Source organism: Salegentibacter haimaensis (assembly GCF_054121495.1).
In genome coordinates this window covers 115,559-134,878 of the sequence record NZ_JBSYGH010000009.1, presented here as the reverse complement: position 1 = coordinate 134,878, position 19,320 = coordinate 115,559, and the positions used below count along the sequence as shown (strand labels likewise).

The 19,320-nt window shown below is 41.6% G+C and carries 15 protein-coding genes; 2 read left to right on the top strand and 13 right to left on the bottom strand.

Going from position 1 to position 19,320, the window contains the following annotated elements:
• Positions 1-9: 9 nt before the first annotated feature.
• From ACW6QP_RS10240 to ACW6QP_RS10230, 3 genes are all read right to left on the bottom strand, one after another.
• Positions 10-2,580, bottom strand: a complete 2,571-nt coding sequence (locus ACW6QP_RS10240; RefSeq protein WP_457910776.1) for a cellulase family glycosylhydrolase — start codon at positions 2,578-2,580, stop codon at positions 10-12.
• 19 nt (positions 2,581-2,599) lie between these two features.
• Complete coding sequence (locus tag ACW6QP_RS10235; protein WP_457910775.1) at positions 2,600-3,490, bottom strand: hydroxypyruvate isomerase family protein; 891 nt, start codon at positions 3,488-3,490, stop codon at positions 2,600-2,602.
• 94 nt (positions 3,491-3,584) lie between these two features.
• Positions 3,585-4,289 (bottom strand): NUDIX hydrolase, encoded by a 705-nt coding sequence (locus tag ACW6QP_RS10230; RefSeq protein ID WP_457910774.1) that lies wholly within the window; start codon positions 4,287-4,289, stop codon positions 3,585-3,587.
• Positions 4,290-4,374: 85 nt separating this feature from the next.
• Here ACW6QP_RS10230 and galK point away from each other — a divergent pair, with 85 nt between their 5' ends.
• A complete protein-coding gene (galK, locus tag ACW6QP_RS10225; RefSeq protein WP_457910773.1) occupies positions 4,375-5,535 on the top strand; it encodes a galactokinase in 1,161 nt (386 codons plus the stop codon).
• Positions 5,532-6,575 (top strand): UDP-glucose--hexose-1-phosphate uridylyltransferase, encoded by a 1,044-nt coding sequence (locus ACW6QP_RS10220; protein ID WP_457910772.1) that lies wholly within the window; start codon positions 5,532-5,534, stop codon positions 6,573-6,575. The genes galK and ACW6QP_RS10220 overlap by 4 nt, the downstream gene beginning before the upstream one ends.
• Before the next feature lies 1 nt (position 6,576).
• On the opposite strand, the gene ACW6QP_RS10215 is transcribed toward ACW6QP_RS10220, so the two are convergent.
• From ACW6QP_RS10215 to ACW6QP_RS10170, 10 genes are all read right to left on the bottom strand, one after another.
• Positions 6,577-8,253 carry a sodium/sugar symporter gene (locus ACW6QP_RS10215; protein WP_457910771.1) on the bottom strand — a complete coding sequence of 559 codons (1,677 nt, stop codon included), beginning with the start codon at positions 8,251-8,253 and terminating at the stop codon, positions 6,577-6,579.
• 80 nt (positions 8,254-8,333) lie between these two features.
• Entirely contained in the window at positions 8,334-9,329 is a 996-nt protein-coding gene (locus ACW6QP_RS10210; protein WP_457910770.1) for an aldose epimerase family protein, read from the bottom strand.
• A 12-nt stretch (positions 9,330-9,341) separates the two neighbouring features.
• A complete protein-coding gene (locus ACW6QP_RS10205) occupies positions 9,342-11,162 on the bottom strand; it encodes a DUF885 domain-containing protein (RefSeq protein WP_457910769.1) in 1,821 nt (606 codons plus the stop codon).
• 3 nt (positions 11,163-11,165) lie between these two features.
• On the bottom strand, positions 11,166-13,010 hold the full coding sequence (locus tag ACW6QP_RS10200) for a CocE/NonD family hydrolase (protein WP_457910768.1): 1,845 nt from the start codon (positions 13,008-13,010) through the stop codon (positions 11,166-11,168).
• 61 nt (positions 13,011-13,071) lie between these two features.
• Complete coding sequence (locus ACW6QP_RS10195; RefSeq protein ID WP_457910767.1) at positions 13,072-15,087, bottom strand: cytochrome c biogenesis protein CcdA; 2,016 nt, start codon at positions 15,085-15,087, stop codon at positions 13,072-13,074.
• Positions 15,084-16,397: a tRNA lysidine(34) synthetase TilS gene (tilS, locus tag ACW6QP_RS10190; protein ID WP_457910766.1), complete on the bottom strand. Its 1,314-nt coding sequence runs from the start codon at positions 16,395-16,397 to the stop codon at positions 15,084-15,086. Before tilS ends, ACW6QP_RS10195 begins: the two co-directional genes overlap by 4 nt.
• Positions 16,398-16,476: 79 nt before the next feature.
• Positions 16,477-17,775 carry an aminodeoxychorismate synthase component I gene (gene pabB / locus ACW6QP_RS10185; protein WP_457910765.1) on the bottom strand — a complete coding sequence of 433 codons (1,299 nt, stop codon included), beginning with the start codon at positions 17,773-17,775 and terminating at the stop codon, positions 16,477-16,479.
• A 59-nt stretch (positions 17,776-17,834) separates the two neighbouring features.
• Positions 17,835-18,131, bottom strand: coding sequence for a type II toxin-antitoxin system RelE/ParE family toxin (locus ACW6QP_RS10180; RefSeq protein WP_457910764.1), 297 nt, complete (start codon positions 18,129-18,131; stop codon positions 17,835-17,837).
• The gene (locus ACW6QP_RS10175) at positions 18,113-18,352 is read right to left on the bottom strand and encodes a hypothetical protein (RefSeq protein WP_457910763.1); all 240 of its coding nucleotides are present in this window, start codon (positions 18,350-18,352) and stop codon (positions 18,113-18,115) included. Before ACW6QP_RS10175 ends, ACW6QP_RS10180 begins: the two co-directional genes overlap by 19 nt.
• A 69-nt stretch (positions 18,353-18,421) precedes the next feature.
• A complete protein-coding gene (locus ACW6QP_RS10170; RefSeq protein ID WP_457910762.1) occupies positions 18,422-18,958 on the bottom strand; it encodes an NADPH-dependent FMN reductase in 537 nt (178 codons plus the stop codon).
• Positions 18,959-19,320 lie beyond the last annotated feature (362 nt).

The window sequence follows — 19,320 nt, the reverse complement described above, 5'->3', positions numbered from 1 at the left end:
CCTAAAAAATCAATCTAATTCTAATCTTATAATGCCTACCCCTTGCGGCTGTTTCACCTGCTCTTCATTAAGACCGGGGCCAATCGAAAATTGTACCGCCTCCACTTCTTCTATTGTAAAGTCTGAAGGATTTTCGTGTTCAAAAAAATAAGGCTGAAAACCGGGATATGGTCGAGGCAAATTCACCGTTGCTACAGGCTCTAACTCATCGAGCGCAATCTCAATTTCTTTTGTTTCAGGACTTAAATCCACTATTTTCCCGAATGCGGCGCCATTTTTCATCAATAAGGCCACCTGTAATTTGGTGTTTTTTGAATTTAAAGCTCTGGCCTTTAAAACCAGCTTTTTAAAGTTTTGCAAAGTTTCTTTACGGCTGGCAATTTTTCGGGAAAAATTATATCTGAACGAGTAATCGTATACAGGTTCGGCTTCGGGGTGTTCTTCATCGGGAGTGAAGAGTTCTGCTACATTCACCTGATATTCGGCTTCCCCGGGCGTGGTTGTGGGAACTAAGTTTAGGCTTTTCATCCATTGCCCCACTACATACTCTTCATCTTCGGCAGCATTGAATAAATTGAGAGGTTTGTCTTTGGGAACAATGGCTACCTGGTAGATTTCTGGGTTGTAATAATCCCAATCCCCCGGTTTTCCTGCGATATTTCCGGGAAAACTCCTGCTATTTTCTGAAGTTTCTAGAATTATGTGATATTTCAAAAATCCGTTTTTCAGCATATTTTTTGGAACAATGGCCTTGTAGGTATATGCCTCATCTCTTTTAAGCTCCAGGCTTTCATAAGTATTTCCATTTTGAAGCCAGGCCTCGGCTTTTTCGATGTTTTGATCTGAAACAATCTTAGCTGAAATCTCTAACTCCGAATTTTCTGAAATTTCCTTAACCGCTTCGTGAATCACATAAGTTCGATTAATATCTGAAGCCGGGCCGCCAAATTCATTTAGCGCTATCGGGCTTAAGTCAGGCGTGTTTTTGTCAAATTCAAGACCAGCTTTTGAAAGCAAATAAGTTCCCGGTTTAATCTCAAATTTTCCATCAATACTGCTGCCAGTGTGAGAATTTCCATCATTTAGGGCTTCAATCTTAAATTCGCCTCCTAAGTCTTCCAGCTCAATTTGCATTGGCCAGGAATTATGTTTTATGACCGTCAATTCCCTTTGCAAACTATTTCTTCCGAAGGGATTAGCTACTAAAATCGCATCTGGATAAACCTCAAGTCGCCAAAGCCCCTCATCGATTTTATCAAGGAAATAAGCGCCCTTCCCCTCGTATTTCACGAGTTTTGAAGAGCCATAGCCTGCTATTTGCTTCAGATTTTCTTCAGATTTTGGAAGGGCTTCAGTAGAGTTGGAATAGAGGAATTTATCCTCGGCATTGAGCAAGGCCAGGTCATTTTCGTAATTCAGTGAAAAATCTCCAAATTCGAGATTTTTAGGATAGCTTCCAAAATCACTGTTCATAGGGATTCTATGAAAAACTTCTCCGGTAATCATAAGCCCCAGGGCTTTGTGCGGGGTATACCCCAAATTCATATAATGGGTATTATATTCGGTATTCACCGCAGCCAAAAATCCGGGTTCATAGGCAAATTGAGTGGCAATTTGAATTCCCGCCTGCCTAAAACTTCGTGCCATAGCGGGATACATATAGGAGCGATATGAGTCGGCCGCGTCGAATTCGTAAACTATTTTCGCTGCCTTATGCTGTTTAATCACCTCATTAAACGGAATTTCATAGCGATCTACATTGGGCAATAAATTTCCTTCAAGCTCTTTCTGAAATCCAAGACCGGTAGGATACCACTGAAAGGTGCCTCCATCAATCCCCGCATCGAAATAGGCTTCAGCCAAATGTATGCTATGGCTTACGTTGTAAAATATGGGTTTTTTAGTGCCGGTGCTTCGCATAGCCTCCTTAAGACTTTTAACGAAATTGGTAACCTCCTGCGCTGTTCCTTTATGATGAGGCTCGTTGCTTATTTCAAAAGCTATGATATTGGGTTCATCTTTATAGGCCACCCCCGTATGCGGATTTATATGCTCCAGAAATTGTTTCAGATAATTTTGCTGTGCTTTCAAGGCATCGGGATGGGTTAGACTACCTGCCTTTCCGAATTTATTCGAAAACCCAGGGGTATCCCCATCGGGTTCAGGCCAGCCATTGCCCCAATAAGCTATTGGAGTAATTACGAAATTGATGTCCCTTTCCTTTAATCGCTTCAGCAAATAATCAAAAAGTTCGAGATGTTCATTTTCCAGCAAGTTACCTTCGGTATCGCTAATTTCAGTATCCCAAACGTGAATGCGATAAAGATCAAAACCCAGCCGGGCCATTTGATAAACATCTCTATCGATTTCTTCCCTAAGATTTACCCCCATTTTTTGAGCCGAGCGATAGGCGTGGGCAAAAGGAGCCGAATAATTTACTCCAAAACCCTGCACTTCTGCATTGTTATGGAACCAGCGCATCACTCCCTCATCATCTACCATCACATGGCCTTTTTCCTGGGCAAACCCGGAAAGAAAATTAAACAGGATTAAAAAACTCAGTAGGCTTTTAATGTTCATATTTGTTATTTGTTATTTCTTATACCTCACAAATCTTAATGGCTTCCTGCAAAGCAGCAAGTTTGTCGGGATAGGTGGGAATAAACTCCTGGGCTACATAGCCATCAAAACCGGTTTCGGCGATGGCATTCATAATTGCCTTATAATTTAATTCCTGTTTGCTGTTAGGTTCATTGCGACCCGGCACCCCCGCCACGTGGAAATGACTGATATGCTTTTTATGCTTTTTGATAGTGGCGATAATATCACCTTCCATTACCTGCATATGGTAAATGTCATACAGCAATTTAAAATTTGGAGCATTCAAAGCTTCGGCCAGGGCTACACCCCATTCGGTATTATCGCACATATAATCTGGATGATTAACTTTTGAATTGAGCAGTTCCATCACCAGGTTAACATTCTTTTCCCGGGCATAGGCCAGTAGATCTTTCAGACCCTTTACGCAATTTTTTAAACCGGTCTCCTCGTCCATTCCACGGCGATTTCCGGAGAAAACAATTACATTTTTAATATTATGCTTTGAGGCTTTATCGATTAAACCCCGATAATTCTTCTGAAGTTTTTTGTGATTTTTAGGCTCGTTAAAACCGTTTTCGATATCGGCAAAACTATCGGTCGCCATAGAGCAAGTCAGACCCTGCTTTTCAACAATTTCCCATTCTGACGGTTTTAACAGGTCAATAGCCTGTATACCCATCACCTTGCATTGCCGGGCAAATCTATCTAAAGGAATATCCTCAAAACACCAGCGGCATACCGAATGATTGATTCTATTTCGCTTAGCTTCTTCTTTTTTGTCGATGAATTTTATCGCGGCAAAAGACGAAGCTACCCCACTTAGGCTTAAAACCCCCGTACCAATCACCAATCCCTTTAAAACATTCCTTCTGGAAATAGCATCACTCATAGCTGCAGATTTTAATTTTTATAAACGTAAATATTACCTTTATAAATGAAATTTCAAAGTTTTTGAAGGAATTTTCTTAACTAAACTTTCACATTTAACTTATTTGAAAGTCGTATCCCTTTTCTGCCAGCTCGTAGTATTTTTTATGGTCGAATTTGTAAAGGAAGGCTCCGCGTCTTGAAGTAGATTTATCTTTTTCATCAAGTTTGATGAGCAAATTAAGTGAAAGCAGTTTCTTCCTGAAATTCCTGGAGTCCAATTCGTTTTGATAAATAACCTCGTATAATTTCTGAAGTTGCGGGATGGTAAATTTCTCAGGCAACAATTCAAACCCAATAGGTTGATACCTGGCATTTTTTCGAAGCCGGTGCAGGGCATCCTGCAGCATTTTATTATGGTCCAGCACAAGGTTGGGCAGTTCGTCTAGCGAATACCAGTGAGCCCCGTGTTTTTCTACCAGTTCCCGATCATAATCGCTTAGTCTTATAAGCGCATAATGAGCGATAGAAATGCATCTGTAGCCGGGATCCCGGTTGGCTGCACCATAACTGCGCAATTCCTGCATATAAACATCTCTAAGGCCTGTAATTTCAAGTAAAACCCGTTGTGCCGCCAGGGAAACATCTTCATCTAAATTCACAAAACTTCCTATTAACGACCACTCCCCTTTTAGCGGTTCAACCCTTCTTTTAAATACCAGCAATTTTAAACTTTCACCATCAAAACCAAAGATGACACAATCTGCAGCGACATATAATTTATCCTGCTCATAATAGTAATCTACCCGTGGAAAAGCCATATTTGAAAGTTATGTTAAACAGATCTTAACAAAAATAAGAAAAATAGGCTATTAACGTAAAAAATACATTTATTATCTTTGAGCTATGATGCAAGAAAAATTCGAGTTTCCTTCCAACTTTTTAAACCGGGCCGCTGAAGTAGAAATATTCTCCCCGGGACGTATTAATCTAATAGGAGAACACACCGACTATAATGAAGGCTTTGTACTCCCCACAGCTATAGATAAACACATCAAATTCAAATTCTGGAAAAATGGGAGTCTTGATTTTTGCAGAATTTACAGCAGCACTTATGAAGCCTATTTTGAGACGAGCCTCAGAGTTATCGAAAAGAGTGAAAATTCCTGGGAAAACTATTTGTTGGGAGTTTTAAAGGAATTGGAATTACTCGAAAAATCACCCAAAGGTTTTGATTGCATTATCGAATCGAATCTTCCGGTTGGAGCCGGTATTAGCTCATCGGCAGCGCTCGAATGCGGCTTCGCCTATGGGCTAAACCAACTTTTTGATCTTAAGATTCCTTCAGAAGAAATAGCCAGACTTGGCCAGCGTGCTGAAAATAATTTCACCGGCTCCAATTGCGGAATTATGGACCAGTACGCCTCGGTGATGAGCCGGGAAAATCATTTTCTTTTGCTCGATTGCCAAAACCTGGATTCAAGATTCATTCCCGCGAACCTTGAAAATTATAGCATTTTACTGTTTAATACCCTCGTAGAGCATAACCTGGCTTCCACAGAATACAATACCCGAAGAAAAGAATGTGAACAGGCCGTGCAACTTATCGCTAAAACCTATCCCGATGTAAGCTCCCTGCGGGATGTAAATTTAGAGATGCTAAATGAGGTTAAAAATAACCTCAACCCCGTACTCCTAAAGAGAGCAAAATTTGTGGTTGAAGAAAATCAACGCGTGCTCAATTGCGCCCGGGCTTTAGAAGGTAATCAACTGGATGTGGCGGGTAAATTAATGTATGAATCCCACCGCGGGCTACAGCAATTGTACGAGGTTAGTTGTAATGAACTGGATTTTCTGGTAGACCTGGCTGAAACCAAAAATTATATTGCAGGAGCCCGTATGATGGGCGGCGGCTTTGGAGGTTGTACCATAAACCTCATCGAAAACGACAAAATTCACGATTTTAGTCGTGAAGCTTCAGTAGCTTTTTATAAGAAATTTGGGTGGCAACCCAGGCCTATAATTGTATCGATTTCAAAGGGTACACATATACTTCAGAAAAAATGAGCAGTACTATAAACGAACAACCACACCGGCGCTATAATATTTTAACCGGAGAATGGATTTTGGTATCTCCCCAGCGCACCAAACGGCCCTGGCAGGGAAAAACTGAAAAAGCCCAGGAGCATTCCCGGCCAGAATATGAGGAAACTTGCTACCTATGCCCGGGAAACACCCGTTCTAACGGCGAAAAAAACCCGAACTACGAGGCGGCTTATTCTTTTGAAAATGATTTCCCGGCCCTGCTGCCCGTAAACCCTTCAGAAAATCATACAAACGGACTTTTAAAAGTCCGGCCTGAGAGCGGCATTTGCAAGGTGGTGTGTTTTTCTCCCAATCACGCGCTAACCCTGCCTCTAATGGAAAATGCGGGTATCATAAAGCTAATTAAGCTTTGGAAGCAGGAATTTATTGAGCTGGGTGGGCTTCCGCAAATTAATTATGTGCAGATTTTTGAAAACAAGGGAGAAATTATGGGTTGCAGTAATCCGCATCCTCACGGGCAAATCTGGTCTCAGAATTCAATTCCAAATGAGATTTTAAAGAAATCCCGACACCAAAAAGAGTACTGGGAAAAACATCAAAAAACCTTATTGGGAGATTATTTAGCTCAGGAACTAGAGGAAAAAGAGCGTATTTTAGACGAAAATGAGCATTTTGTAAGCCTGATTCCTTATTGGGCGGTTTGGCCTTTTGAGGCGATGATCATTCCGCGGAAAGCTCATTCTACTATTGCCGGCTTGAATTCTGAAGAAGAAAAAGCATTTGCAGAAATTATCAAAAAGCTAACTATTCGCTATGACAACCTTTTTGAGACTTCCTTTCCCTATTCTTCGGGAATCCATCAGGCTCCAACCGATGGGGAAGAACACCCCTGGTGGCATTTTCATATGAGTTTTTATCCGCCACTGCTGCGCTCGGCTACGATAAAAAAGTTTATGGTAGGCTACGAAATGTTTGCCGGCCCTCAAAGGGATATCACTGCTGAAGTTGCCGCCCAAAGACTGCGAGAACTCCCGCTAAAGCATTATTCCGAAGGAAATTAGTTTACCAGAATAAGGCGTATAACATCACCAAAATTAGAATCAGGGCAAAACTTCCTATGTTAAAAGCAGGGCTGGTTTTGAAAAGTTTTGAACTAAGGAAAATCGCCTTGGGATGATCTTTTCCTTTGCCTTCTGCAAGACTAATCCCTACCATAATAAGCATACTTAAAATCCAGGTAGCCATCATTTGATGCATAAACGGCCAGGTGATAAACAAGGGACTATCGCTCCAGCCATTCGGGCCAATTTTAAAATAAAACGCGATTGGGATTGAAAGCAAAACGCCTAAAATTGCTGCGCGATTGGTAGTTTTTTTCCAGAATAAGCCCAGGATAAAAACCGCCAGAATCCCGGGGCTTACCACTCCCGTATATTCCTGGATATACTGAAATACCTGCCCAAGATTTTTTAACTGCGGTGCAAGTATCACAGCAATGATCAAAGCCACGGCCGCAGAAATTCTACCTACGCTAACCAGGCCTTTTTCAGATTTTTTCTTCTGAAGATATGGTTTGTAGATATCCATAGTGAAAATTGTCGCTGTAGAGTTTAGCATCGAAGCTACCGAAGATACTATAGCCGCGGCCAATGCAGCCAGCACAAGGCCTTTAAGACCTGCCGGGATAAATTCCTTAATTAACCAGGGGGCAGCGTTGTCGTTTATGATATTTCCGTTTCCAGAAAAGAAGGAAGCGCTGGTAAAGGCTTCAGAAATTTCTCCATTAGGCCCGGTATTCATCATAAAGGCAATAATCCCGGGAATAACTACGATTAGTGGAATAATCAACTTTAAAAAGGCGGCCAGTACAATCCCTTTTTGAGATTCTTTTAAACTCTTTGCCGCCAGGGTTCGCTGAATGATATATTGATTGAAGCCCCAATAATAAAGATTGGCAACCCACATCCCACCCAGAAGTACTGCCAGGCCGGGCAAATCCCACCAGGCATCTTTTCCGTTAGGGGTGATGATTTCATTTTTCTCGAGAATCATCGAAAACTTTTGGGGTACCTGCTCATAGATAGAAATCATTCCGTTAATTACGCCCCCTTCATCGGTCACGTGATCCAGGGCGATAAAGGTGGTAATAAGGCCTCCAATTATCAATAGAGCAACCTGCACCACATCTGTCCAGGCAACAGCCGAAAGCCCCCCGTAAAGCGAATAGGCCGCAGCAAAAAGCGCAAGACCCAGGATCGAGTAAACGAAAAGCGAACCATCTCCGGTTCCGATAATGGTATCTAAGGCGGTGGCACCAAGGTATAGTACCGAAGTAAGGTTTACGAAGATGAAAAGTGCAATCCAAAAAACCGCTAAAATCGTCTTGAGCTGAGTCGAGTACCGAACTTCGATAAATTCGGGTATGGTGTAAAGTTTCTTTTCGATAAATACCGGCAGGAAAAATTTTCCTACAATAAGCAAAGTGAGCGCTGCCATCCATTCGTAGGAAGCAATGGCCAGGCCTATGGCAAAACCTGAACCCGACATCCCGATGAACTGCTCTGCCGAAATATTAGCGGCGATGAGCGAAGCCCCAATGGCCCACCAGGGAAGCGATTTTCCCGCCAGGAAATATTCTTCAGAAGTTTTGCCTTTTCCCCGGGAAACCCAGAGACCAATCCCAACAATCATTAAAGCATATAAGGCAAAGACGAATTTATCCAGAAAAGCGAATTCCATACCGGGGAGATTATATTAGGGGTTCAAATCTAAAAATTTCGTTAAATATAAAATTTTATCTCTAACCCGCTTGCTAATCTTTATCCGGAAACTGAAAATTTCAGTGAAATTCTGTTGTAATATTTCTGTCCCGGCTCCAATTCTGAAGATGGGAAGTTTCTAAAATTAGGCGCATCGGGGAAGTTTTGTGCTTCCAGGCATATAGAGGGGTAAGCCGGGCTAATTTCAGTAAGATAAGTTAGGTCTTCCGGAAGCGACTCGGGAGCATAGGCCACCAAAGCCGGCTGATTGGTCCTCACTTCCATCTTAACCCCGGTTAAGGGAGCGTATAATCTTGCCGCTACTTCGTCTTTTTCACTTTTCAGCACAAAAGTATCGTCGAGATTTCGATTGCCTATTAGCTTATCGTTCCTAAATTCCTTGGGATGATTTTTAAGTTTTATTAGGTCTCCTGTGGGCAGTAAATTGTCATCAACTTCCAGAATTTTTCTGGCAGCGATATATAGAAAATGATCGCTCACACTTCCCTCTCCATTCAGATTAAAATAAGCGTGATTGGTAAGATTCACTACCGTTTTTTTATCGGTTGTAGCGGTATATTCGATAATGACCTCGTTGTCTTCGGTTAAAGTGTAAACAACCTGGGTTTTAAGCCTGCCCGGATAACCTTCTTCGCCGTCTTCACTGGTATAGCTCAATTTAATCGAAGGATTATCGCCCGACTTTTGATTTTCTACCTGCCATATTTTATATTGAAAGCCAAATTCTCCGCCGTGCAAATGCACCCCTTCACTTTCTGGAAGCTGAAATTCTTTACCGTCCAGATTAAATTTTCCATTAGAAATTCGCCCGGCATATCTACCTACCGAGGCTCCAAAACATTGGTTATGCTCATAATAGGCCTGGGTAATGAATTCTTCTGGCCTGGGGCTAACGATTAAATTGATTTTTTTCCCGTTTTTATCGGTGATATAAAATCCAATAAGCGCAGCGCCGAAATTTAGAATTTCAAGACGGCTTTGTTGCCTGTTCACCAGGCTAAATGACTTAAGATCTTCGGGAGATATGTGTTTCAAAATTTTTCTTGATTAGTTTTTTTCCTCTATCCAGTTTTTAACTCGTTCTTCCAATATACTAAGGGGCATAGCCCCATCTTTTAGAAGCAAATCGTGGAATTCACGAAGATCGAAATCTTCTTCGAGCTCGTTTTGTGCCAGTGATCTTAATTCTAAAATTTTGTTCATACCAACTTTGTAAGCCGTAGCCTGCCCCGGCAATACAATATGTCTTTCCACCATTTTAATAGCATCGCTTTCGGCATTTGGCGTGTTTTGCTTATAATAATCTATTCCCTGTTCGCGGGTCCATTTTTTGGAATGAATCCCGGTGTCTACCACCAGGCGACAGGAACGCCAAAGCTCCATTGCGAGCCGGCCAAAATCGGAATAAGGATCTTCATAAAAACCTATTTCTTTCGGAAGAAATTCGCTGTAAAGCCCCCAGCCTTCTGTATAGGCCTGATAGGTGCTGAATTTTCTGAAATTCGGGATCTCTTCCAACTCCTGTGCGATCGCCAGCTGCATATGATGCCCCGGAATTCCCTCGTGGTAAGCCAGGGCTTCCATCTGGTATTTTGGCATCGCCTTCATATCATACAAATTCGCATAATAGGTGCCGGGCCTTGATCCATCAAGGGCCGGAGTTTCATAAAAAGCTTTTCCTGCACTTTTCTCCCGAAATGGCTCCACGGCCTTTACCACGATATCTGCTTTGGGCAATCTCAGAAATAATTCATCCAGGCGGCCTTTCATGACCTCTATATATTCGGTAGCTTCGGCCAGGTAAGCGGCTCTTCCCTCTTCGGTATCGGGATAATAGAATTGCTTGTCATTCCGCATAAATTCAAAGAAATCCTGCAGGGAGCCTTCAAAGCCGGTTTCCCGCATAATTTGCTCCATTTCCCCGTGAATTCTATACACCTCTTTTAAGCCAAGCTGATGAATTTCTTCAGCGGTCATATTGGTGGTCGTAGTACGCTGTAAAGCCCGGTTATAAAATTCTGCTCCCTTCGGAAATTTCCAGGCTCCATCATCGTTAGTAGCACGTTTTTGCTGATTTTCGAGGTAGGCGATTAAATTGTCATAAGCCGGTTTTACGTCGTTGATCAATGCGGTTTCGGTCCTGGATACCAGCTCCTGCTTTTCAGTGGCTTTGAGGTTCAGGCCGTCTAGTTTATCTTTAAAATCCTTTAAAATCGCATTGGGCTCATTAGATTTCCCGAAAGGTCGGCCCTTTATCAAATTTCGGCTGTCGTCCAACACCTTGTCAAATACAAATTTCGGCGGAATGATTCCATTCTGTTCCCTTATTTTCATATTGGCGATTACCTCCTCGAACAATTTCGGAATGCCTTTTAGGCGTGCGATATAGGCTTCGGCATCGGCAACCGAATCTAGGCGGTGCATATTGATTAAAAAGGCCGGAATTCGCGAGTGGTAACCAAACATTTGATTGATAGGGTAATTATAAAACCTGAAATCATAATCTTCGATTTCCTGCTCCAATTGCTGCTTATACAGTCTGTAACTTGGCCGAGTACTTTCATCGAGCTTTGCCGGGTTTACCGATTTGATATATTCAAGCCTTTTTTTCGCCTTTTTTAAGTCTTCGGCGTGCTTGAGGTGCGAAACCTCATCCCATTTGTCATAATCAGTTTTTAATCCCAGCCGGGTTTGCATCATAGGAGATTCTTCGACATCTTTATGAAACTCGCTCTCAAACCAGGTATTTAGTTCCTGGGAAGCCGCTTCAATTTCTTCGTCGGTAAATTCCTTTTCTCCCCTTCCGCAGGAAAAAATTAGGACACTTATTATTAGTATCAGAATACCTTTATTGATTCTGAATTTCATATACTACTGCTTTAAGATTGAAAATTTAACGTATGAATCCCCGAAAACGCTATGGGTTTGCTTCTGAAAATCTTCTTCTGAAGCTTCAAAAATATTCGGCACGAAGCTTTGGGGGTTGCGATCAATTAAAGGAAACCAGGTGCTTTGAACCTGAATTTGCAACTTATGACCTTTTTTAAAAGTATGATTGATATCCTGAAGCGTGATTCTAACTTCGGTTTTTTCATTCGCTTTAAAAGGCTTTGGCTCCTCGAAGCCATCTCTAAAACGTCCCCGCATCACCTCACTGCGCACCATCATATGATAATTGCTCATTTTTAGGTGGGGTTTGGTTTCCTCAAAATTTTCGGCATCGTGAGGATACACATCGATTACCTTTACTACCCAATCGGCAGCCGTCCCGGTGGTGGCTACCTGTAAAACGGCTTCGATTTCGCCGGCGAGTTTCATATCCTCTTCCAAAACTTCGGTTTCATACACCAATACATCAGGGCGGCGTGCGGCAAAGCGTTGATCGCCGGTCATATATTCCCTGGGGGTAAATACAGCCTTGATCTCGTCGTTATAAGGAACCGGTTTGTTAGGGTCGCTAATAAACTCTTCTTTGGTAGTGGAAGCTTCCTCTTTCAATGCTTCCCCGTCTCCCAAATAAAAACGCTTTTCGGCTAGATTAGCAGGGGGCCATTGTTCATAAGAATTCCAGGTACGCGTACCGGTATCAAAGACATAAGCTTCAGGAAGCTCGGGTTCTGAATCTGAATCACCCTTTAGAAAATGATTAAAAAATACAGTTTCATAGTTTTTCTGATAATCTTCAGAAATATTATCACCAAAATACACATTGCCTACGGCCTGTCTTTCTCTCTTTCTGGCCCAATCGCCGTGGCTCCAGGGACCAAATACCATCATATTGAAATTGTCGCTGTTTTCTTCGATGCTTTTATAGATATTGAAAGGTCCATAGAGATCTTCGGCATCAAACAAACCACCCACTACCATCACAGCGGGTTTGATATCCTTTAAATGCTGGATAATCCCCCTGCTCTGCCAGAATTCATCGTAGTTTGGGTGCTCTTTTAATTGCTGCCAAAAAATATTATCCTCCCCGTAATACTTGTCGAGATTTGATAATGGGCCCGCATCGAGGAAGAATTGGTATTGATCTTGGGTGCCAATATCGGGCATTTCGTACCAGGCTTCGGCTGTGGGAGCTTCCTTATCATATCCGAACACTGCAGTGGCACGCCAATAACTTAAAAGATAGGCGCCGTTATGGTGAAAATCATCGAAAAAGAAATCGCCAATACTGGCCTGGGGCGAAGCTGCCTTTAGTGCGGGATGCCCGCTAAGCAGAGAGTAAGTAGAATAAAATCCCGGGTAGGAAATCCCCCAGGTCCCAACGCGACCATTATTATTTTCAACATTATTAATAAGCCATTCTATAGTATCGTAAGTATCGCTGGCTTCATCTACCTCATCTCCCGATTTATTCGGAATATAAGCCCGCATATTATCATAGCTGCCTTCACTCATCCACCGGCCACGAACATCCTGGTACACTATGATGTTCCCTTCTTTCATTAAAAAATCATTAGGGCCAATTAAAGATCGAAACTGCCCTTCCCCATAAGGCCTCGAGCTATAAGGCGTGCGCTGCATAATTATAGGATATTCCCGGGAGGTATCTTTGGGACTGTAAATGGTAGTATGAAGCTTAGTCCCGTCTCTCATGGGAATTTTCACTTCAGTTTTAGTATAGTGCTCCTTTACATCATACTCCTGCGCGAACAGGGAAATTTGAAAAATAAAAAACAGGCTGAAAAAAAGTACGGATTGTAGGCGTTTCATTCTAAAGGTATTTATTAAAGCTCCTAAAGATAGAAATTAGCCCGATACTGCTAAATATTTTTTAGTTTTTCGATCTTGCTTTAAATTCCTCCAATCCCTGCTCGAGCCAAAGTTGATACTCTGAAGTCTTTGGGGTATAACCCACCGGTTCATTCAATAGATTTACCTCGTTGTCTAAGAGCACATAAAATGGCTGGGAATTATTCTGAAAATTAAGCGTTTGGAAAGTCGCCCATTTATCACCAATGGTTTTTATGGGTTTAATCCCTCCATTGGGTCTTTGATAATTAAATTGCTGAGATTGGTCCAGCTCTTTTCTATCATCTACATAAAGAGAAATAAGCACAAAATCATCGTTCAGCAAATCGAAAATTTCGGGTTCACTCCACACCTGTTCTTCCATTTTACGACAATTCACACAGGCCCAGCCCGTAAAATCGAGAATTATTGGCTTGTTGGCCTCGCGGGCAGCAGCAAGACCCTCGTCCCAATCTTTATAGGCCTGTAATCCCAGGGGAGCATCGGTTTCTTTATCGTATAGGCTATAGAATAAGGGCGGTGGAAAACCGCTAAGCAATTTGAGATTGGCCATACTGGTATTGGTAAGGCCGGGAATTAAGTATAGTACAAAAAAGAAGGTAAGCACCCCTACTCCAAAACGGGGTTTACTAATTTTTTGTTTCGGGCCGTCGTGCGGGAATCTAATCAATCCGAAGAGATATGCAGCCATACCAAGACCTACCAGAATCCAAATTCCGATGAAAATTTCGCGCTTTAAAATTCCCCAGTGTTCTACCAAATCGGCGTTGGATAGAAATTTAAAGGCAAGTGCCAATTCAATAAAACCAAGGCTTACTTTCACTGTATTTAACCAACCTCCACTTTTAGGTAAGCTGTTGAGCCAGTTAGGAAAAAGAGCGAAAAGTGCAAAAGGTAAAGCCAGGGCAAGTCCAAAACCTCCCATTCCCATAGTAAGTTGCATTGCCCCGCCATCGCTGGTAAGAGACCCCCCCAGTAGCGAGCCTAAAATAGGACCGGTACAGGAGAAAGAGACTATAGCCAGGGTTAGGGCCATAAAAAATATCCCTATAAATCCTCCTACGCTTGAAGCCTTATCATCCATTTTATTGCTCCAGCTACTGGGAAGGGTAATCTCATAAAATCCAAAAAATGAAAAGGCAAAAACCAGAAATATCACAAAAAACAGAATATTTAAGGTGACATTGGTGGAGATATTGTTTAAAATTTCGGGGTTTAAACTATCCAATAAATGGAAAGGTAAGCTCAACAAGAGGTAAATCGCAAAGATGAAGATTCCATAAAATATGGCATTTATGATTCCTTTCTTCCGGTTTTTAGCTCCTTTGGTAAAAAAAGAAACGGTGAGCGGAATCATTGGAAAAACACAAGGGGTTAATAAGGCAATCAACCCCCCAATAAAACCAAGAAAGAAAATAGTAGAAAAATTATTTCCTTCTTCTTCCTCTTGCTGGTAGGCTTCCATACCCTTTACATCGATAAAAAGGGCTTCGGTAAGCTCTCTATCTTTTTCTGAAACTTCCAGATCTGTAAAACCTTCGGTTACCTGGCCATCCAGCGAAATGTTGAAGCGTTCGGTTTCAGGCGGTAAACATTTTTCATCATCACAGACCGAGAAATATACCTCGGCGATTATCTCTGGCTTTTCCCCGGGTAGAATGCGAATCTTTTGCCTGAATTCAACTTCATCTTCAAAGTAAATGATATCGGCTTCGAAAACCTGGTCGTAAATTGCGGGCACATCGGGCTCTTCGGTTGGGCCTACGAGTTCATAATTAGCTTCGGCATTATTGTAAGTAAAGGAAGTAGGAATGGGAGCTATATCAATATCGGCTTCCTTTTGAGAATATAAGTGCCAGCCGGGTTCGAGATTAGCGGTAAAAACCAGGCTGTAAATACTGTCATTTTCCTGCTCTATTTTAGCCTGCCAGGAAATCGGATTTGAAAAATCGGCATTTTGGTTGGGATTATCAAAAAATTGTGCTTTAAGCCCGTTTATGCTAAAAGCAATGAACAGGAAACTTAAGAGATATTTCATAAATGACAGCTAATTTTAATAATTTTTTGTTCAGAAGAGGTAATGGCGAACCGTCCGTCGGCCCTATGGTTAATTACCCAAACAATTTTTTCTCCCGAGCATAACAACCAGGTGTTTTCTTTCTCTGGCAAAGATAATTTTATGTCCTGAAAGAAGTCGCTTAGTTTTTTCTTTCCTTTCATTCCAAAAGGCACGAATTTATCTCCCTGCTTCCATTTTCTTACAACTAACGGATACTGAAGCTGTTCTGCGGCAACATAAATGATATTTTTTGCCGTCTCTTCAATTGCCTCCACTTCAGAAAATGAAAAAGTACCCATTGGCAGCATTGCATAATCTTCATTTTCCTCAATAGTATACTCCCTGGAATTCGATTCTGAAGGAATTTCAGTTAAAAACAGTTTTTCCCGGTCTTTTATAAGTCTATGGGTTGCCGAAAAAACCATTTTCCCCGGTTGGGCCTCTAATAAATGATACACATCTCCCCATTCGGTAAAGCCGAAATTCTTCAACAACTGATACATCACCGCCCGGGAATTTGGAATTTTGTTTAAAAATTCCAGTTTAAGTTCATAGCCAAAGCTGTTTTTCTTTACAATTTCAGGATAGATAAGACTTATATAATCTTCTACCAGGTCGATATTCTCTCTCAAATAGTTTTGCGTTTGCAAAAAACCCGATAAAAACTCAGGGTTCATTTCTTCCAGCAGTGGCACTAATTCCAGCCTAATTTTATTTCGAAGGTATTTAGTGGAAGCATTACTGCTGTCTTCCCTCCAAATCAGGTTTTTTTCACGTGCCCAGGTTTCGATCTCATTTCGGGAAAATTCCAGCAAAGGCCTTATGATTTTGCTATTTTCAGCTTTTATGCCGGCAAGGCCCTCGGGCCCGGTACCGCGCAATAAATTGATAAAAAAGGTTTCAAGGCTATCGTTGGCGTGATGTGCAGTGAGAATATACGCGAAGTGATGTTGCTGTCTAAGCTGTTCAAACCATTCATATCGCAGTTCTCTGGCCGCCATTTGAGTAGAAAGTCCCTTTTCTGCAGCAAATTTTTCGGTATTGAAATTTTCGACAAAAACCTTCACCTTAAGTTCCCCGGCCAGTTTTTTCACAAAATCTTCATCGCCATCGCTTTCCTCGCCTCGCAGGTTAAAATTGCAATGCGCCAGGGCAAAATTAAGGTGAGCGGCCCGGCATAAATGCACCAATACCACACTATCTCCGCCCCCGCTAACGGCAAGCAGTACAGGCTCTTCCAATAGGTAGGAAAATCGGGTTTTTACGAGATTTTTAAAAGCTTTTTCCATCGAAATTCAAAGATACGAAAAGCCCCGGGAGCTAGTCTAAATTCTGTAACAACCAGCCCCAACCTTTCGTTTTGGCAGTTCACGACAGCACCTGCCGCATCGCCTTTGCTTTTAGCAGACATTCTTCATATTCCTTTTCCGGGTCTGAGCCGGCGGTTATAGCGCCACCAACTGAGAAAGAAACGTATTGATTTTCTTCGTTGTAGAGTATGCTTCGAATCACCACATTGAAATCAAAATCGCCCTGGGGAGTGAAATATCCTACTGCTCCACTGTAGAGGCCACGTTTGGTTTCTTCCAGTTCCTCAATAATTTTCATGGCTGAAATTTTTGGAGCGCCGGTCATACTCCCCATCGGGAAAGTTACCCGCAAGGCTTCGACTACCGGAAGCCCATTTTCAAGTTCTGCCGAGATCGTAGAGATCATTTGATGTACCTGTTTAAAAGAATACACCCGGCACAACTCCTCTACCTTTACGCTGGCTCGTTTTGCTATTCTCGAAAGATCATTTCTTACCAAATCTACGATCATCACATTTTCAGACCGCTCTTTGGGATCATTTTCTAGAGTTTCGATGATTTTTGAATCTTCTTTGGAATCCTCAGAGCGACGCGCGGTACCTTTTATAGGCTGGGAAAGCAGTTTAGAGCCGGTTTTCTTCAAATATCGCTCGGGAGAAGCGCAGAGAAGGAAATGCTCTTCCAGACGCAAAAAAGTGGCAAAGGGTGGTCCTGAAATGGCATTGAGTTCCTGAAAAATCTCAACAGGCTCAATTTTTCTGTCTTCAGCAAAGAATTCCTGACAAAAATTAGCTTCGTAAATATCCCCCCGCTGAATATAAGCCAGCATTTGCCGCACTTTTTTCAAATATTCCTGCTTCGGAATACGAGCCTGTATAGGCTTTTGCTGTTTTTTGTGTTCTGGTTTTTTCTTTACCTCAGCTGAAGTATTCAGAATTTGGTCAAAATCATCTTCCATCTCATCATCCAGCAGGTTAAGATAATGCATTTCTAACCTATCACCTTTCAGCAAAAATATTTTCTGAGGCTGAAAGAAATACAGGTCGGGAAAATGGAGTCCGTCAAAATTCTGGCTTTGCAGTTGCTCCACATCATTTTTAAGATCGTAGGAAAGATAGCCAAAGATCCAGTCTTTGGTCGTTTCCTGATATTCCTGAAGCTTATCAAAAGCCGAATGATAATCGGTTTTAATAGCGGTAAAAGCTCCCACTGCAAGAATAGCCTCGTATTGGCCGTGATTTTGCTCGAAGTTATTGCTGTCCAGCCAGGCTACCTCGCGGTACTCCCTGCTCCACTGCAATAATTTATTTTTAAATTCTTTGGGTTGAGAAACTGAAAAGCCTTTTATACTGCGCAATTGGATATTATTTGGGAGACAAAGTTAAGAACAAAAAAAGAGGATAGATAACTGCAAAATCACTTTAGACTCTTCGACGGGTTCTGTCGATCATCCCAAAAAGAATGTAGTTTTATTTTATCATCTTCGTTTTCATATATATTTGAGTAATGTTTCAGGGACAAAACCCTAATTTTCTTATCTCTCACTGTTTTCCCAATGCATTCATTTTCAGAAAGAATATCTAAAGTTTTCTCTATCTCATTTAACAACTTTAGACTATACGAAGTATTTCTATTTCTCCGATTGTAAAATTCAAGAATGGCCTGTAATTCAAAACTGGCTCTGGCAGACCAAACTATTGGTTTTTTAGCCATTCTCTTAAATTTGAAATCGCTTCTTCACTATCTAAAAATTCCCCTCTACTATATTGTTCTCTGCTCTCCGCCACCGCCTTTTCCTGTTCAGGTCCAAGCCGATATAGTTTTTCAGAACTCTTTAATAACAAGACCTTTTCAAGGAATTTAAGTAAATCAAGATCATCTGATTCCTCAATCTTCAAGATTAAATTCTGTTTTGTTTTTGCCAATGTATCCATTACCCTAGCTTTTAAAACTACCTCAAATATAAATTCTGATAGTCCTTAAATTTACCTATAAATTTATTCTTACTCATCTAATTGCTGCGAAAAACTGGTGAGCACATCTTCGATACCCAACTCCAATACTTCATTTTGAATTTTACCATCCTGAAAATTATCTCTGAATGAAGGCAAACTAAAACTTTGTATTACTTCCCCACCAAAGCGTGGTAAAATGTTCTTAGTATATTCCAGAGCCGAAGCTGCGCCGCGTCTACCGGGGGAGGTACTAATGAGCAAAATCTTTTTATCGGCTAAAAAATTGCGATCGGCACGGGAAAGCCAGTCCAGAATATTTTTAAAAAAGGCCGAAACCGTGCTGTTATGTTCATTCACAGCAACCACCAGGGCATCGTGTTCGCTAATTAGGTTTTTGATGATAGTCACATTAACCGGGATACCGCGTTCTTTTTCAAGATCGGCGCTATACAGGGGCAATTCATAATCGGTTAATTTCAAGATTTTAATCTCGTGTCCCTGGATACGACCGGTGATATGATCCAATAATTGAGCATTGATAGAGGTACTGCTGTTAGAGCCGGCGAAGGCAAGAATTTTTTTCATGGGTAGATTTAAAGCTTGTTTCAAAAATAGACAATCTGGAAAGTTCAGGCCCTGGATTCTAGAATTCCTTAACATTTGAAACTCGTGCTGCCTAATAACATTACCCAAACCCTGACCTGCAAGGTTTTTTTCCAACCTTGTAGGTCTGGAAACGATCGCAAACCCTGAAAAAAATGAACCTCTTAAAAAAACCTACAAGGGCTTAGAGACCTTGCAGGTAGAACCGGACCCTGACCTGCAAGGTTTTTTTAACCTTGTAGGTCTGGAATTGAAAAACAACAAAAAATATGAACCTTCAAAAAACCTACAAGGTCTTAGAGAACTTTCAGGTAGAACCGAACTCTGACCTGCAAGGTTTTTCC

Coding starts and splice junctions, on each gene's coding strand:
- ACW6QP_RS10180 (WP_457910764.1), bottom strand. CDS start 18,131: ATGGCTAAAAAACCAATAGTTTGGTCTGCCAGAGCCAGTTTTGAATTA.
- galK (WP_457910773.1), top strand. CDS start 4,375: ATGATGCAAGAAAAATTCGAGTTTCCTTCCAACTTTTTAAACCGGGCC.
- ACW6QP_RS10205 (WP_457910769.1), bottom strand. CDS start 11,162: ATGAAATTCAGAATCAATAAAGGTATTCTGATACTAATAATAAGTGTC.
- ACW6QP_RS10200 (WP_457910768.1), bottom strand. CDS start 13,010: ATGAAACGCCTACAATCCGTACTTTTTTTCAGCCTGTTTTTTATTTTT.
- tilS (WP_457910766.1), bottom strand. CDS start 16,397: ATGGAAAAAGCTTTTAAAAATCTCGTAAAAACCCGATTTTCCTACCTA.
- ACW6QP_RS10230 (WP_457910774.1), bottom strand. CDS start 4,289: ATGGCTTTTCCACGGGTAGATTACTATTATGAGCAGGATAAATTATAT.
- ACW6QP_RS10220 (WP_457910772.1), top strand. CDS start 5,532: ATGAGCAGTACTATAAACGAACAACCACACCGGCGCTATAATATTTTA.
- ACW6QP_RS10215 (WP_457910771.1), bottom strand. CDS start 8,253: ATGGAATTCGCTTTTCTGGATAAATTCGTCTTTGCCTTATATGCTTTA.
- ACW6QP_RS10240 (WP_457910776.1), bottom strand. CDS start 2,580: ATGAACATTAAAAGCCTACTGAGTTTTTTAATCCTGTTTAATTTTCTT.
- ACW6QP_RS10235 (WP_457910775.1), bottom strand. CDS start 3,490: ATGAGTGATGCTATTTCCAGAAGGAATGTTTTAAAGGGATTGGTGATT.
- ACW6QP_RS10175 (WP_457910763.1), bottom strand. CDS start 18,352: ATGGATACATTGGCAAAAACAAAACAGAATTTAATCTTGAAGATTGAG.
- ACW6QP_RS10170 (WP_457910762.1), bottom strand. CDS start 18,958: ATGAAAAAAATTCTTGCCTTCGCCGGCTCTAACAGCAGTACCTCTATC.
- ACW6QP_RS10195 (WP_457910767.1), bottom strand. CDS start 15,087: ATGAAATATCTCTTAAGTTTCCTGTTCATTGCTTTTAGCATAAACGGG.